This is a genomic window from Anoxynatronum buryatiense, assembly GCF_900182905.1.
Taxonomy (GTDB): domain Bacteria; phylum Bacillota; class Clostridia; order Peptostreptococcales; family Tindalliaceae; genus Anoxynatronum; species Anoxynatronum buryatiense.
Window position 1 is genome coordinate 295,064 of record NZ_FXUF01000001.1, and the last position, 16,575, is coordinate 311,638.

General features: G+C 46.5%; 14 protein-coding genes and 1 tRNA gene. 6 read left to right on the forward strand and 9 right to left on the reverse strand.

Annotation, left to right across the window (positions count from 1 at the left end):
• Positions 1-59: 59 nt before the first annotated feature.
• Entirely contained in the window at positions 60-956 is an 897-nt protein-coding gene (locus QOL74_RS01340) for a diacylglycerol/lipid kinase family protein (protein ID WP_283407627.1), read from the reverse strand.
• Between the two features lie 103 nt (positions 957-1,059).
• Positions 1,060-2,574 (reverse strand): MocR-like pyridoxine biosynthesis transcription factor PdxR, encoded by a 1,515-nt coding sequence (gene pdxR / locus QOL74_RS01345; protein ID WP_283407628.1) that lies wholly within the window; start codon positions 2,572-2,574, stop codon positions 1,060-1,062.
• Positions 2,575-2,616: 42 nt separating this feature from the next.
• Between pdxR and QOL74_RS01350 the strand changes: the two genes are divergently transcribed.
• Together QOL74_RS01350 and QOL74_RS01355 are read left to right on the forward strand one after the other, a co-directional pair.
• Entirely contained in the window at positions 2,617-4,395 is a 1,779-nt protein-coding gene (locus QOL74_RS01350) for an ABC transporter ATP-binding protein (protein ID WP_283407629.1), read from the forward strand.
• Complete coding sequence (locus QOL74_RS01355) at positions 4,379-6,322, forward strand: ABC transporter ATP-binding protein (RefSeq protein WP_283407630.1); 1,944 nt, start codon at positions 4,379-4,381, stop codon at positions 6,320-6,322. Before QOL74_RS01350 ends, QOL74_RS01355 begins: the two co-directional genes overlap by 17 nt.
• A gap of 119 nt (positions 6,323-6,441) precedes the next feature.
• Here QOL74_RS01355 and QOL74_RS01360 read toward each other — a convergent pair whose 3' ends face one another.
• A complete protein-coding gene (locus QOL74_RS01360; protein ID WP_283407631.1) occupies positions 6,442-6,582 on the reverse strand; it encodes a hypothetical protein in 141 nt (46 codons plus the stop codon).
• A 282-nt stretch (positions 6,583-6,864) separates the two neighbouring features.
• Between QOL74_RS01360 and QOL74_RS01365 the strand changes: the two genes are divergently transcribed.
• Positions 6,865-7,671 (forward strand): histidinol-phosphatase HisJ family protein, encoded by an 807-nt coding sequence (locus tag QOL74_RS01365; RefSeq protein ID WP_283407632.1) that lies wholly within the window; start codon positions 6,865-6,867, stop codon positions 7,669-7,671.
• Between the two features lie 61 nt (positions 7,672-7,732).
• Here the strand turns inward: QOL74_RS01365 and QOL74_RS01370 are convergent, their stop codons facing one another.
• The 5 genes from QOL74_RS01370 to QOL74_RS01390 all read right to left on the reverse strand — a co-directional run bounded on the left by QOL74_RS01370 (position 7,733) and on the right by QOL74_RS01390 (position 12,850).
• Complete coding sequence (locus QOL74_RS01370; protein ID WP_283407633.1) at positions 7,733-8,419, reverse strand: beta/alpha barrel domain-containing protein; 687 nt, start codon at positions 8,417-8,419, stop codon at positions 7,733-7,735.
• Between the two features lie 27 nt (positions 8,420-8,446).
• Positions 8,447-9,082, reverse strand: coding sequence for a GGDEF domain-containing protein (locus QOL74_RS01375; protein ID WP_283407634.1), 636 nt, complete (start codon positions 9,080-9,082; stop codon positions 8,447-8,449).
• Positions 9,083-9,144: 62 nt separating this feature from the next.
• On the reverse strand, positions 9,145-9,582 hold the full coding sequence (locus QOL74_RS01380; protein WP_283407635.1) for an MOSC domain-containing protein: 438 nt from the start codon (positions 9,580-9,582) through the stop codon (positions 9,145-9,147).
• 73 nt (positions 9,583-9,655) lie between these two features.
• Positions 9,656-11,587 (reverse strand): molybdopterin biosynthesis protein, encoded by a 1,932-nt coding sequence (locus QOL74_RS01385; RefSeq protein ID WP_283407636.1) that lies wholly within the window; start codon positions 11,585-11,587, stop codon positions 9,656-9,658.
• Positions 11,588-11,623: 36 nt separating this feature from the next.
• Entirely contained in the window at positions 11,624-12,850 is a 1,227-nt protein-coding gene (locus QOL74_RS01390; RefSeq protein WP_283407637.1) for a molybdopterin molybdotransferase MoeA, read from the reverse strand.
• A gap of 267 nt (positions 12,851-13,117) precedes the next feature.
• Here QOL74_RS01390 and QOL74_RS01395 point away from each other — a divergent pair.
• Positions 13,118-13,192, forward strand: a tRNA-Ala gene (locus QOL74_RS01395).
• Between the two features lie 108 nt (positions 13,193-13,300).
• Here QOL74_RS01395 and QOL74_RS01400 read toward each other — a convergent pair.
• Complete coding sequence (locus QOL74_RS01400) at positions 13,301-14,248, reverse strand: RluA family pseudouridine synthase (protein ID WP_283407638.1); 948 nt, start codon at positions 14,246-14,248, stop codon at positions 13,301-13,303.
• A 237-nt stretch (positions 14,249-14,485) separates the two neighbouring features.
• Here QOL74_RS01400 and QOL74_RS01405 point away from each other — a divergent pair, with 237 nt between their 5' ends.
• Both QOL74_RS01405 and QOL74_RS01410 read left to right on the forward strand, forming a co-directional pair.
• Positions 14,486-15,292 carry an NAD(+)/NADH kinase gene (locus QOL74_RS01405; RefSeq protein ID WP_283407639.1) on the forward strand — a complete coding sequence of 269 codons (807 nt, stop codon included), beginning with the start codon at positions 14,486-14,488 and terminating at the stop codon, positions 15,290-15,292.
• A 33-nt stretch (positions 15,293-15,325) separates the two neighbouring features.
• The gene (locus QOL74_RS01410) at positions 15,326-16,570 is read left to right on the forward strand and encodes a [Fe-Fe] hydrogenase large subunit C-terminal domain-containing protein (protein WP_283407640.1); all 1,245 of its coding nucleotides are present in this window, start codon (positions 15,326-15,328) and stop codon (positions 16,568-16,570) included.
• Positions 16,571-16,575 lie beyond the last annotated feature (5 nt).

Below are 16,575 nucleotides of genomic sequence, written 5' to 3' on the forward strand. Positions count from 1 at the left end.
GCAACAAGATGACTGCCGCCGGAAAACCCGGCGGTTTTTTCTTGAATTCTCGAGCCGATTCAGGGAACCAGTAATGTCAATGATTTGGGAACTATGGTGAAAGAGAGGGGAAGATAACCACCCAATTCCCCATCCGTATCCACATCCACCACCTCTGACGACATCAATTTAAATTCACGAACCCGATAATGCTTCATCCCACGTACAGGTTTTACGTCAGCTTCCACCTGGCGACGAAGAAAGTTAAAAAACACATTGGCCATATCCTGCAATTCGCCGGCTTCCACCACCAGGAGGTCCAACAATCCGTCATCCACCAACGCGCCCGGTACCAGATTTCGAAAACCACCCACATAAGGACTATTGGCCGCCAGAAAAAAGAGGGTGTCCATGGTTTCCACTTTCCCCTGAATCTCAAGCTGAATGGGAATGGGGTGAAAAAACTGTTTTGGAAATTCTTTTATCCCTTCCATGTAATATGCGAATTTTCCCAGTACCGTTTTTGCTTCGGAAGAAACCCGATGTGCCAGTTCCGGCAGGAGTCCGCCCGCTGCCACATTTAGAAAATAGCGATCTCCCGCCAGGCCCACATCAACCTTACGCTGTTGATTCTTATGAATCATGGCTGAAAAATCCCTGATATTTTTAGGAATTTGTAAATATGTTGCAAAATCATTCACCGTTCCCATGGGGTAGATGGACAACGGATGTTTAATTTCCTGGCGTACGATGCCGTTGACAATTTCATTCACTGTACCGTCTCCACCCATCACCACTAACTGCTCTACTTCAGGCACCATTTGAGAAATAACCAGTTCCAGATCTTCCTCTGCTTCTGTATAGTGAAAGCTTAGCTTCATGCCCCTTAACGACAACAGCTCCTGCAATTCTTCTGCCCGCTGTGGCGCCAGCTTTCTGCCTGCATTTGGATTGACAATCACTCCGATTTTTTTCATGATTTCCTCCTGATTCTGTCGCGTCTAAAAAGATGCGTCCAATGAGTTGGTCTTTCTTCATAAATTGCTGGTTTTTTTGTCTGACGCAATCGAAGGTGATCAATCATAAGATTGGGTCCTGATAGCGGCTTAATACATCTTTCATTGGCCGGTCAAGCCGAAGGCGAAGGTTCATCAGACCAGACAGCAAACGAATGCCACTGGTAAGTTGCTGTAACTTTACCGCCGCAATACTTAGCCGCAAGCAGTTATCTTCAGGATCTCTGAGAAAAAACAACCTGCCGGGGGCGAAAACCAGATTGCGCTCAAGGGCTGATTCATACAACATTTGGCCATTGATTTCCCGGGGCATTTGCAACCAGAAATTTAATCCTCCCGTCGGTGTTTGAAAATGGACACCTTCAGGCAGCTGGTTACTTAAAAGCTGGTTCATAAGATCAAAGCGTTTCCTGTACTCTCCGGTGAGCACATCAAGATTTCGCTCCCAGGCGCCCGAAATTAAATACTGTTCCAGCGCCCGCTGTAGAAGACCCGAAGTAGAGATGTCACTTGATTGTTTGGCTGCCAGCAGTTTTTGGGTAGCTGTCCGGGGTACAATGAGGTATCCTAATCGAAGTCCCGGCATGAACATTTTTGAGAAGCTCTTGATGTATATCACTCTGTCATACCTGTCCAGGGATTTTAGAGTCGTCACCGGCTGATGATGAAATGATAATTCATTGAGATAATCATCTTCAAGAATCATAAAATCATACTTTTCACTCAGCATGATGATTTGCTCCATTTTTTCGCGGGTATAAGAGATGCCAGTCGGATTTTGAAAATTTGGCATGACATAAAGCAACTGCGGCCTGGTTTCTTTTGCAGCTTTTTCAAGTAGTTCCAGGTGAATGCCGTCAGATTCCAGCGGAATATCCGTTACCCGGGCACTTCTGGAGAAAAAAGCCTGCATGGCGCCGCCATAGGAAGGCCGTTCTATCAAGACGGTATCTCCCGGATATACCAGCCCTTTGGCCACCAGGTCGATCCCCTGCTGAGCACCGGAAACCACCAGAATGTCGTCGGTTTCCGAACGAATGCCGGCGAGAGACGCCTGTTGCCGCACCGCCTCCCGTAGCGGCTGGTAACCTTGAGGGTCCTGATACCCAAAGGCATAGCCCTGATCTCTGTCCAAAACAGTCAGCAGTGCCTGCTTGAAGTCATCAACCGGAAATAGATCTGGCGAGGGTGTGGCACTTGCAAAATTAATGGTGTCTGGCGTGATGACAACTGTTCGCTGAAAAGACTGTTGCTGCTGCCGAAATAGTTGAATGCTTTCCTGGTCCCATTCATCTTCGGCTATTCCGGTCAACAGTGCCGTTCGTTTTCCATCATTCACATATGTACCACTGCCCGTTCGTTTGACCACCAATTTTTCACGTTCAAGCAAGTCGTAAGCCTTCACCACCGTGACAGTATTAAGGTTCAAATGTGCTGCCATCTGACGTACAGAAGGCAGGCGATCTCCATGAACGATGCCGCCAACGATGATCAATTCTTTTAATTGACGGTATATTTGCATGTAGCGGTGTTCTGTGCTATGGTCATTCAGAGTGATCTGATTGATCCAGTTCGCCATTAAAATCCTCCATTCAGACACAATGGACAAAGAGGTGAATCCATGTCCACCTATCGTGCACTAATTCCTTTTGCCCTCAAAAATAAGTGGGTCTACCTGCTGGGTGTTTTTTCGTTGCTTGCAGTCGATGCACTCCAGTTGATCATACCCGAAATACTGCGTCGACTAACGGACGGGTTGCAGACAGGCTCTCTTGGGCACCAGCAGTTGCTCAGCTACAGTCTGTTGATTGTCCTGATTGGCCTGTTCATCATGGTCTTTCGTTTTTTTTGGCGCATTTTAATTATCAACGCTTCCCGCAGGCTGGAGTATGAGCTGCGCAATCAACTTTTCGATCATTTGCTCAGCCTTTCTCCCTCCTATTATAGCAGAAAAAAGACAGGAGATTTGATGGCACATGCCACCAACGATATTATGGCCGTCAGAATGGCTGCCAGCGCCGGAGTCATCACCCTCACCGACGCATTATTTCTCAACATCGCTGCCATTACAATGATGATGCTCACCACCGACGTACGCCTGACACTGATCGCCCTGATTCCCATGCCCATACTGGCCTTTTCCATTTATCTTTTCGGCGATGCCATTAACCACCGTTTTAAAAAGGTACAGCGGTCGTTTTCCATGCTGACAGAAAAGGTGCAGGAAAACATTTCCGGCATCCGCGTAATTAAGTCTTTTGCGCGTGAAGATATTGAAATGCAACGCTTTCACGAAGCAAATCAAGATGTGTTTCAAAATAATATGAAACTGGCATTGCTGTTCGGCACTTTTCACCCTGCTATTCAGTTCATTTCCGGGATCAGCTTTGTGGTCACACTGCTCTACGGTACCCGTCTGGTATTGTATCAAACCATCACATTGGGTGATTTTGTTGCCTTCAATGCATATCTGATTTCTCTGGTTTGGTCAGTTCCGGTTATTGGGTTTGTTATCAACATTCTTCAACGGGGCGCTGCATCCCTCTCCCGCATTAATGAAGTACTGGCAGTTGAACCGGATATCAAACAGGCATCAACGCCCATTTCTTTACGCGCCATGTCAGGTGCTTTTTCTTTTCACCAGGTTTCCTTCCGCTATCCTGGCAGCGAAACCGAAGCTTTGAAAGATTTTTCTGTCTCGGTTTCACCTGGCGAGAGCCTGGGAATCATGGGAAAGACCGGCAGTGGAAAAAGCACCGTGCCAACCTTGCTGCTGAGGCTTTATGATGTTGATGACGGCCATGTTTCCATTGACGGCCATCCAATCAAAGCGCTTTCTTTGAATGACCTGCGAAATCAAGTAGGTTATGTCGAGCAAAACAGCTTTATTTTTTCTGCCACCATTGCCGATAATATCGCTTTTGGCACTGATACCATCAGCCTCGAAACCATTGAACAAGCTGCTGAAAAAGCGGGACTTCACAGCGATATTTGTCGATTCCCAAAACAATACCACACAATCGTCGGAGAACGGGGCGTGACCCTTTCCGGCGGGCAAAAACAGCGCCTGGCCATTGCCCGGGCCTTGGTGAAGAACCCGGCATTACTCATTTTCGATGATGCTCTTTCTGCCGTGGATACTCAAACAGAAAAACAAATTCTCGACAGCCTGAAAGAAACCATCACCAACACAACGACTCTGATCATTGCCCACCGAGTGTCTACACTACAACAATGCCAGCGCATTCTTGTTCTTGAAGAGGGGCAAATCATCGAATCAGGAACCCATGAACAACTGCTTCAGTTGAATGGTTATTATGCTCGCCAGCATCGACGACAGCAACTGGAAGAAGAATTGTCTTCTGGTGAAAGGAGTGCTACCCATGAATACCTTTCATGAAGAAGAAAAACTGGCAAAAACCTATGACAGTCGCCTGATGATGCGTCTCCTCAGTTACGCCAAGCCTTACCTTGCATTGATTATGGGGTGCATCGTACTGCTGGCCTTTATTGCAGCGACTGATTTGGCTCAACCCTACCTGTTTAAGGTGGCCATTGATGATCATCTTAATTACGGTACAAAAACCTATGAGCTAAGCGATACCGCCAGACAATATTTCGATGTGGCAGCAACCGACGAGACACTGACCATTCACCAGAAAGACGGAGCTCGTTATCACCTGACAACTGAGGGTCGTCAACTTCCTTTGTCTGATGAAGCTGTCACCTATTTGCGCCAACAAGACTATCGGGCAGTCATGCAATTGGCTTTGCTGCTGGTCTTCATCTTCATCGCCGGTTTCATCATGAATTTTTTGCAGGTCTATCTGTTGAATTATGCCAGCAACCGTATTATCATGTCGATACGCCAGGAACTCTTTGACCATCTGCAACATATGTCTCTTGGCTACTTTGACCATCAACCCGTGGGACGATTGGTAACGCGAATCACCAATGACACAGAGACCCTTCATGAGATGTATACCAGCGTACTGGTCAATCTTTTTAAGGATGTTTTCCTCCTTGGTGGCATTGTGATCATCATGATTCGCCTCAACCTGCAACTGGCCCTGGTATCATTTAGCCTGATTCCCTTTGTACTGCTGGCAACCTGGTTTTTCCGTTCGCGGGTGAGAGATGCATATCGTGAAGTGCGCACTCGTCTGGCCCGTATTAATACCAGTCTCAATGAAAACCTCTCCGGCGTTCGCACCATTCATGTTTTCGCAAGGGAGGCACAGCAGTCCCAGAGCTTTGACGACTTGAACCACCAGCATCTTATTGCCAACGAAAAAGAAAACCGGATTTCTTCAGTATTTCGCCCTGCTGTTGAAATGATTGGTTCCCTTGCGTTGGCTGCTGTTGTTTATTTTGGAAGCCGTCAGGTAATATCCGGCACCATCGAATTTGGTATTCTATTTGCGTTCATCAGTTATATCCGTCAGTTCTTTCAACCCATCAGCAATCTGACAGACAAATACAATATTCTTCAATCGGCAATGGCGTCATCTGAGCGAATTTTCCAACTCCTCGATCGAGCACCAGAGATCAAAGATCATAACGAAGCGTTGACTCCCGCCAACCTAAAGGGGCACATCACTTTTGATCATGTGTGGTTCGCCTATCAGGAAGAAGACTGGATACTCAAAGACATTTCTTTCAACATTCACCCTGGCGAGTCTGTCGCTTTTGTTGGCGCAACCGGCGCCGGAAAAACATCATTAATCCATCTACTCGCCCGTTTCTATGACATCCAGAAGGGAAGCATCTCCATCGATGGCATTGATTTGCGTAACATCAAACAATCCGCTCTGCGCCGTGAAATTGGCATTGTTCTTCAGGATGTATTTCTCTTTTCAGGTACCATTGCCGAAAATATCAGCCTGTATCTTCCAGATATTTCCAGAAAACAGATCGAACAGGCTGCCAAAGAAGTGAATGCTCATGATTTTATCTCCAAGCTTCCCAATGGTTATGACGAACCGGTGATGGAGCGAGGCAATAATTTTTCCACGGGTCAGCAACAACTTATCTCTTTTGCCAGAACACTGGTCGCCTCCCCTTCCATTCTGGTGTTGGACGAAGCCACTGCCCATATCGACGCAGAAACAGAAGGTCTGATTCAACAGGCAATCCCCAGACTGATGGCAGGGCGCACCACCATCGCCATCGCCCATCGACTTTCTACTATTCAGCATTGTGACCGAATCATCGTACTTCATCAGGGAGAGATTGTGGAAATGGGAAATCATCAAGATCTGTTAAAGAAGCGCGGCTATTATTACCGCCTATATCGTTTGCAGTATCAGGAGAACAATTCTGCATGACCCCGTAACGGTTCATTTGAATAATGCATCATTGCGGGAAAATAATATTGTTTCATGCAAAACGCCCTTTGTTGGCCACGTGGTCAACAAAGGGCGTTTTGTGTATTGTGAAAGTTATGTTATCCTTCTTGCATTAAAGTTTTTTCCTGCATATCACAGGCATCCACCATGCAGGTATTCATCACGCAATGAATACATGTCAATACCCCACATTTTACTCTTTTACCGGTTTTTTCCACCTTGTTTTCGGTTGGTTTCATTGACGATTCCCTCCTTCATGTTGAATGCTGTTAAAGAAATTATAGCAAAGCTAATATTGTCTGTCAACTGCAATTTGAAATTTTTTTTATTCATCTTTCATTTTGCAAAATTTCATGCATTCACTGTTTATGCAAACGATTCGATCCTGCATTTGATCGATATCCTTCAAATAATTCTACGTTTTGCAAGACGACCTTGAATAAATCTCTTTTAAGTCATTTCTTTTTGACATTCTTTCTCATAATAGGTAGAATGAAAAGAAAACTCAAAGGAGCTCATTCATGTTTGATTTTCATGTTCACACACACCATTCATTTGACGCAAGCCACCCGATGGATCTTCTGGTGGAACGTGCTATTCAGCTTGGAATCCAGCAGCTGTGTTTTACAGATCACACGGATTATGACTATGATGGCGCGGGCAGTCATTTTTCTTTTTCATATCAGGCATTTTTTGATGAAATCACCCGGACCAAGCAGCAATACAGCCAACAGATTGAAGTGCTTGCCGGCGTCGAGTTTGGTTTGCAGCCTCATGTATTGCAGAACTATGCGGCCGATGCAGAGAAGTGGCCTTTTGACTACATCATCGGCTCTCTTCACAGCGCCAAAAAAACAGATATTTATACCGGCCCATACTTTCAGGAACGCGACCAACGCCATGCATACCTGGACTATTATGATGACATGCTCCAAATCATCGGACAAGGGGCACCTTTTGATGCCATTGGCCACTTTGATATGATTAAAAGATATGGATCTTTCGAATCGCCTCTTCCACTAACTGATTTTTCGGATATTGCCGCCACCATTTTTCGCCAGCTGGCAGCTCAGGGAAAAGGAATCGAGGTCAATACATCAGGATTCCGTTATGGTTTGAATGATGCCCACCCTTCAAGAGATCTGTTGGCTCTCTACAAGGAATGCGGCGGCGAGGTGATCGTCACCGGATCAGATACACATCAGCTGGATGAGCTGGCTTATAAGTTCCCCACTATTTTGCATTATCTGGACGATCTTGGCTTTAAGTATGTCACCACCTTCAAGCAACGCAAACCTACTTTTCACTCAATTCACAAGTTGCTTTAACAAAGGCACAAAACGAGCTACAGAAAAAAACCGCCGAATCATTCGCTTCGGCGGTTTTGTATCATTCAAGTCTATATTTTTTCATGGATTCGGTGAATATTTCACCCGTTGAAGGCGGCGTGAATGTGATGGCATTGGCTCCCGCTTCAATGGTTCGTTTGATAGACTCATCCGAGTTGCCTCCCGTGGCAATAATGGGAACCGTTTTGCTGATGTCTTTCCTGATTTTTTTAACAATATCAGCTGTCTGGGCTGCTCCCGATACGTTGAAAATATCAGTTCCGGCTTCTAATCTTCCCAGGAAATCATCGCTCAGCGTTGTCACCGTAATGATCACGGGAATATCCACAATTTCTTTAAGCTCCGATATGATTTCATTCGGTGTTGGCTTATTAAGCACTACCCCAATGGCCCCTTGAAATTCAGCATGAAGGGCGATGTTCAACGAACGCTTTCCGGTGGTGATCCCACCACCGACTCCACAAAATACCGGTACATCTGACGCCAGTAAAAGCGCCTGAGAAATAACCAGCTGTGGCGTGAATGGATAAACCGCGATGACCGCGTCTGCATTGGTGTTTTTGATAATCGCCACGTCTGTGCTGAAAAGCACAGATTTAATCCGCTTACCAAAGATCTTAATACCACTGGCATCAGCAATACAAGCCGGAAGTTCGATAAAATTACTGCGCAATGTACCTCTTATTTCAGGAATAAACTTTTCTTTTTTGCCACTCTGGTTTGTCATGTTGCCTTCAGCCTCCTTTACGGTCAATTACGTTGCCCGCTGATCATACTTGTTGAGCAGGTCTTGAAGCGCTTCTCTCAATAAGCCCGCTTCAGTTTTATCCATTTGCCGCGATAATTGATTCAACCGCCAGGCGCTTTCCTGCCTTATCACTATTTTTTTCTCAACCCAGTCGTCATTTCTGGCAATCTGAATTTGATTTTTCCCCTGCTTTTTGGCCAGTTTCATGGCATGATCTGCTGCACTCATCAACATTTCTGCCGTTTTACCATTTTGAGGGTAAGCTGCAATGCCGGCAGAAAACCGGATGGTCATCTCTTTGGGCGGGTCACCGATGAGCAATAGATGTTCATCAAAATAGGCTCTAATTTCTTCCATCATCAGAGCACCTGTTTCCAGCGGTGTCGCATCCATCATGACATTAAATTCATTTTTTGTCGTTCTGCAAATGACATGGTCTGGGCTGAGATTATTTTTCAAGACATGGGCTAATTTGCGAATGACCTGATCACCGGTAAATTCACCATAAAACCGGTTCACTGTTTCAAAGTTGTCAATATCCAGTTTAGCAACAGTGATTTCATTGGTGCAGGCCCTCACTTTTTCCTCCAGTATCTCGCTAAATGCTTTCTCTGAAACCAGCCCTTCAATACTCTTGATCATCCCCAGTCACCCCTCACGATGTCAACTTTCATTAGTATATACCCTTTCAACCTAAATAAAAATCAATCTTCGATGATTTCTATGGAGTCACCGGCCTTCACGGTGCCTCCCTGTATGACTCTGGTAAAAATACCTTCCCGAGGCATGACACAGTCGCCCACTTTTTGGAAGATCTCACATCCATGATGACATTTTTTGCCAATTTGTGTGACTTCCTGAATGGTTTCACCGACACGCAAACGCGTACCCACAGGCAGTTCGTAGAGTACAATACCCTCCGTTAATATGTTCTCGGCAAAAATGCCAGCTTCTAGGTTTTCAATGCCCAGTGCTTTGATTTTATCGACACTTTCCTGACCCAGTAAACTGACTTGTCGGTGCCATTCACCTGCATGAGCATCTTCCTCAAGCCCGAAATTTTCCAGAAAAACACCTTTTTCAACTGGCTTTTTGATAACCCCTTTTTCATGACTGATATTGACTGCCAGTACTTTTGCCATGGTTGATCCTCCCCTAACTTGATCTCAATCCGTTTTTTGATTCACAAATGTTTTGTCAATGCTTGTTCATGCTTTACGTTGCTTGATTCAAATAAACCAACTCACCCGCCTGGGATAAATCGTAGCCTCCCATGGCAGCCACCTGTTTCTGGAAAGCATCTCCCCGTATAATTTTGAGTAATTCCTGGACAGCAGTTAGTTCAAGTGTACTCTCCTCACACAAAAGATCATAATCTTCCCAGTCAAGGTGAAGAAAATCAAGTTCCATGGAAGCAGCCGCCGAAGCCACCCCCATCCCACAATCAGCTCCACCGCTGCCAACAGCGACAGCAACAGCCATGTGAGTGGTCATTTCGCGATGATATCCCTTAACCTTCAGAGGATCAATCGAATCTCTTTTCAGGTAGTAATCCAGCAAAATGCGTGTACCCGCCCCTTTTTGCCGGTTAACCATTGTCACATCTTCACGGGTCAGGTCGGCAATACCGGTGATTTTTTTCAGATTGCCCCGGGGTAGAATCAACCCTTGACTTCGCTTCACCAGCTTAATCAACACCATCTTCTTGCCGGGAAAATAGCGTGCCGCCATTGCGTCATTATAACGACCTGTCGTTTCGTCCAGCAAATGAATGGGAGCCATATGACACTCACCCTGTTTGAGAGCCATCAAACCGCCCATACTGCCGGCATGGGCCGACGAGAGAGCAACGCCTTTACCGCCTGCCTGCAGTTCGTTGGACAACAGATCCATTACCAAGTCGTGACTGCCGATGGAAACAAGGGTGTTTTGTATTTCTTTCAGAGGCCTGGCCAAGCGAATAGGAACCACCGTACTCTTCTCGTACCCTTCCACTTCTTGAGGTACTGTCAACATGCCATCGGCTCTCACCAGCGACATGGTGACCCCCGCTCCTCTGCTGAGGGGGGTCGCGATCCATCGTCCACTCACCTGCCCCAGCTTAATGCGAATATGCTCTTCATGTTTCAATGATGACACCACTCTTCGCGCCAGCACCGCCTCCACCATTTCAGGTTCCGGAGGCGGCAACAGCCGATAATGGTACACCAATGGTTTAACAATCTGTTCAAAAACCACATAGGCAGAAACAGGATATCCCGGAATGCCCACCACCGGTTTTCCTTTCACTTGGGCCAGAATTGCCGGTTTCCCCGGTTTAATGGCTATGCCGTGGAACATGACACTTCCCAATTCACGCAACACATCCACAGTGAAGTCTTTGGTGCCTGCAGAAGAGCCGGCATTAATCACCAACAAATCGTTTTCAGCAACCCCCCGCAAAACTGCTGCCTCCAGCAGTCGAGGTTCGTCTTTCACCACCGGATAGGTGATTGTTTCACCGCCATAGGTTTCGATGAGCCCTTTAAACATCCGACTGTTGGATTCAATAATTTTGCCCGGGGGCAATGGATCTGTCATGGCAGTGATTTCTGACCCTGTGGGAATTAAACCCACCCTGATTTTTCGAAAAACAGGTACTTGGGTAACACCTCCCGAAAGCAACGCTCCCATATCCTGGGGGCGAATCAGGTGCCTCACCGGCAAAATCAGTTCGCCTTTAACGATATCTTCTCCCACTGGCCGCACATGCTGCCAGGGCGTGGCTGCACTTCTGATTTCAACGGTCTCTTCATCCACCTCCACCACGTCTTCAATCATAATAACCGCATCAAAGGCATCCGGAAGAGGCGCCCCCGTATTAACCATTACGAAATCACTGTTTTGTTGCAGTTGAACTGGTGTGGTTTCTGATGCCCCATAGGTTTTTGCTGCATCAATGGCAATGCCGTCCATGGCAGCTGCATTATAGTGAGGCGCTGAAATACGGGCAAAAACAGGCTCAGCCGTCATTTTTCCCAGGGAATCCCCCACATCCACCCATTGTATTTCACGTTGATTCAGCACCTCAGCCATTTGTATCACGTATTCTTCAAGTGCTCTCGACAAGGGTACACTGGTCAGGTACAGGTTTCTCTTTTTTGCCATCCTTTCGCCTCCATCAATGTCAGTTGAAGATCTCCATCAGAACAACAGCACTTCCACCCTGTCTCCTTTTTGAAGGCCTTCCTGATTCACATCCAGTTTGATCATTCCATGAGAGCGCCCCATCATGGAGAGCATTCCCGATTTCCCATGCTGGGGCGATACAAATCGCCGGCCATTTTCCTCAGTGACTCGTACCATCACATAGTGTTCTCGACCCGGAGCCGAAGGGATGTTCACTGTCAACTCACCGTTCACCCCTGGTGTTATTCCCTGCTGACCCCACAGGTGCTTCAGCAGCGGTTTCATCAGTAAATGATACACCACCAAAGCCGATACAGGCTGGCCCGGAAGCCCAATCATCAGAGTATCTTCTACCATTCCCACTATGGTAGGCTTCCCCGGCTTCACAGCCATGCCGTGAACGACAACGCCAGGTTTTCCCATCCCATCAATGGCATCCTTTGTAATGTCATGCACACCCATGGAGCTGCCCCCAGAAATCAGGATAACATCTGCCGTCTTCACTAGCCTGGCAATGGTATTCTGCAATTGTTTCAGATCATCTTTCACCACTTCGGTATTTGTCACCTCCAGGCCATCCTCCCGGAGGGCCGCCGCAAGACTATAGGTGTTCATGTCAATGATTTTTCCGGGTTCAAGGGGGTCGCCCGGTGCGATGAGCTCATCTCCCGTCGAGATGACAGCCGTTTTCAAGGGGCAATAAACAACAACTTCACGAAATCCCATGCCTGCAAGCAGGCCGATATCCTGGGGGCGAAGGCGGTGCCCCGGCTGAAATAGCACTTCTTCCCGGGATAGATCTTCGCCCCGTCGCAGCACATTTCCGCCGGGAGAAACCGCCTGTTGAATCAACCAGGTGATTTCGTCAAGCTGTTCCACATATTCCACCATAACCACCGCATCACTGCCTTCAGGTAACATGCCACCTGTCGGAACATAGGCACATTGTCCATCCATAATTTTCAGCTGGGCCTGTGTCCCCATGGTAATCTCGCCGACACAGGTGAGTATTGCAGGAATGGATTCGCTGGCGCCAAAAGTATCCTGGCTTTTGACAGCATAGCCATCTACCGTAGACCGATGAAATGCCGGCACATCATGGGGTGAAGTGATGGGTAATGCAACAATGCGATGCAATGCCTCTGATAACGTGATGACTTCCGTTTCCAGCTTTAAGTGACTGCACAGCTGGGCAATGATTTGCTGAACTTCAGTGACACTCTTGGTTTTTAGCAATTCCATGGGATGACTCCTTTGTGTTTTCTGATTGCCATACTGTCATTCTTTAAAACAAGTGCCTAAACCCTTTTTATTGTAACATTTTTCGATTAAGGATTGACATCCTTTTAAAAAAAATGCAAATCGCAAATACGAATTGTTTTTTATCAGAGACAGTTTGTGTTTAATACTGCAACTCAGGTTCAGTTCAGGTTGCAATTTAAGGTTCATCAATGATTGAAAAATATGGTTGCATTCTGTCATACTCCATGCTATAATTAATCCTGTTGTGGGGGCGTAACTCAGCGGGAGAGTGCCACACTGGCAGTGTGGAAGTCAGGGGTTCAAATCCCCTCGTCTCCACCATAACTCTTAAATTAAGCGGTCAATGACGCGCTTATTTTTTTGTCTCTGTTTCAATTTTAAAGAAAATCGGCTCTCCGCCGGTTTTCTTTTTTTGCGCCGCCACATGAGTCATTTGATTTCATTCAGTCCCGCTCCCAGCAGCTTTTCCAGTTGTTTCATATCATCCGGAAATTCTGCTTCATGCTGGAGCACTGTACCAAACCGCGGCTGACGAAATTCAGTTTCAGCTGCGTGAAGAGCCTGTCGATCAATGAGTACCGGCTGTGACGGCTCATAAAATGTGTCGCCGATCACCGGATGCCCCAGGTGCTTCATGTGCACGCGAATCTGATGGGTTCTTCCCGTTTCAATGGTTACCTTAACCAGCGAAGCTTCCTTGTAACGTTGTTCCACAAGGTAATGGCTGATGGCACTTTTACCCCTGGGGTCCACCACACGCCTGGGAGGTTCTTCCGCCGGTATATTTTCAGGTCGATAAATAGGGGCATCGATGGTCCCTTCATCATGCACCATCTTGCCCCAAACGAACACGCGATAGGTTTTTATCATAAAATCTTGCTGCATTTGCAACATCAGGTGATGATGACTAAAGGCATTTTTAGCTAAAATCATCACTCCAGAAGTGTCCATATCGAGACGATTAACAAATCGCACTTTGTAGGTTTCGTTCCGTTGCATCATGTAGTGTGTCACCGCATTAGCCAGGGTATCCGTTCGTTCCCTGGTCGTGGGATGCGTCAACAGGCCTGGTGGCTTGTTCACCACCAGAAGATCTTCATCTTCATAAACCACTCCAAAATTAATGGGATTTGGAGAAAATTCACAGGGTTCTTCTTCCATTTCCAACACCAGACAGTCGCCTTCATTCAACCGTGTATGGAAAGGTGCCCATTCTCCGTTCAGCAAGACGCTTGCTTCTTTCTTCAATCGGGTTAATAAACGTCCGGAGACTTGCCATTGCCTCTTCAAAAACTGTCGGATGGTTTCTCCGGCTTCTTTATGTTCAATATGTACCTTGATCTGATGATGTCGTTGTTCTTCTTTTAATAGAATCATAACTACCATACCTTTCTCTGGATTGTCTTTTTATCCTTGATAGTCTCCCCATTATATCATTTTATTTCTTTGATTCCATCATTAATAGCTTATAGCTGCGTTCCATCTTCATCTTGGTCTATACGAGCATCATCCGCACAGGCCAAAGTCATCACAAGGTTTGACTTTTAATTTGAAAATGTGTATCGTAAGGATATATCATATCCGTCTCATTAAACGGCGGGAAGGAGTCTGTGAATGCCTTCAGTAAAAGAAGTCTGTGTCATCAGCAATCGGTTACAGCGTTCCCTTGAAACCGCTGATCATCTATTGGGTAAGCTCCAGCTTGCAGGCTTCAAGGCGGTTGATCATTTGACATCACAAACCGATCTGATTATCTCCATTGGTGGTGACGGTTCGTTTTTAAAAGTCATGCATGATCTTGAATATCCAGAAACGCCTGTGCTGGCCATCAATACCGGTCATCTGGGTTTCTTTTCTGAAATCACACCTGACCAGATCGACTTGTTGCTGGAACGGGTTTCCCGTAATGAATACTTCATTGAAGAAATGGCTCCACTAAAAGCAGTTATCACAACCCACGATGAAACATCTACACTGCGGGGTATTAATGAGGTGGTTATCAAAAGCAGTCTGGTGAAGGCAATTCACTTGAAAATTCAGGTGAACGGACAGCTGATTCAACGTTTCAGCGGCGATGGCCTTATCATTTCCACCTCTGCAGGCAGTACTGCATATAGCTATTCCACCGGCGGAAGCATTGTCGACCCCAGGTTGGACGTATTGCAGCTGACCCCTCTCGCTCCCATAAACACCAATTCATACCGCTGTTTTACCTCCAGTGTTATTTTCCCTCCCGATGCCTGTATTCAGATCACTCCTGAACGGGATCCCGAAGGGTATGTACTGGTTTCAGCAGATGGAATCGACTTTCCCCAAGAATACTTTAATACCATTGATGTTTCTCTTGATGAAAAGCGTATTAAAATGCTTCGACTGAAGCGCCATGACTTCTGGAACAAAGTCGTCAAGAAATTCCTGTAGTGATTTTCACTTAATATTAAAGGAGTGATCCCGATGGCCTCCAGATACCACCCCATTTCCCTTCATCTTGACAAATGCATCGGATGTACCAACTGTATTAAACGTTGCCCCACTCAGGCTATTCGTGTTAAAAATGAAAAAGCCAAAATCATCAAAGATAAATGTATTGAATGCGGCATGTGTATTACCGTCTGCCCTTACTACGCTTTTCAGGGAGTGGTGCGGGGTTTTAAGGGCGTTTCCAGTTTCCCCTACAAAATCGGGCTTGTTGATCCCATTATATTCAGCCAGTTCAACACCGATATCATGCCTGAGCAAATTCTTGGAGCCATCCGCGCATGCGGTTGCGATGATCTGTACGAAGTTTCCAGGGGATCTGATCTCATCACGGCGTTCACCCGCAAGTACTTGACACTCCAAAAAAAGCAACCGATTATTTCCTCTTCCTGCCCGGCGATTATCCGATTAATTCAATTGCGATTCCCCGAGTTGATTCACCATATACTGCCCATTGACTCTCCCGTTGAAGTCAGCGCCTATCTGGCTCGCCAGGAAGCGATGGAAAAGCATCATCTAAAGGCGCATGAAATTGGTGTTTTTTATTTCACTCCCTGCCCTGCACGAATTGCCAGTTTTATTGACCCTGTTGGCACCAAACAATCCCACGTGGATATGGCCGTGCCAATCAAGAGCCTTTATATTCTCATTAACCAGCACTTGAAAAGTGCATCAGGGAAATCATCCACTCACTTTTATCCTTCCGGCAAAGGGATTGAGTGGGCTCGGGTAGGCGGTCAGTGCAAAGCACTGGAGATCGATGAGTATCTGGCTGTTGACGGTATTGAGAATGTCATTGAACTGTTGGAGGAAATGGAGTACGGAAAAATTCGCAACGTCAAATTTCTTGAATGCCAAGCTTGCACAAACGGATGTATCGGCGGGAGCCTGAATGTGGAAAACTCCTATATTGCCAAGAACCGGATTCGTATTCTGGGCAGTCGGTATGCAGCCTTTGAACCGGGTGCCTTCCCTGTCCCGGCAGAAAAGTTCATATTTACCGAACCGATCCATCCTCTTCACGCAACCAAACTGGACAAAGACCTTTCAAAAGCAATTGACAAGCTGGAAATGGTTGAGGATACTTTGGAAGGCTTGCCAGGTATTGACTGCGGAGCCTGTGGAGCCCCCTCATGCCGGGCATTCGCGGAAGATATTGTTCAGGGATATGCAGAGCGGGAAGAGTGTGTTGTTCTTCTGAAACAACGTTGTGGACGCTGACTAAA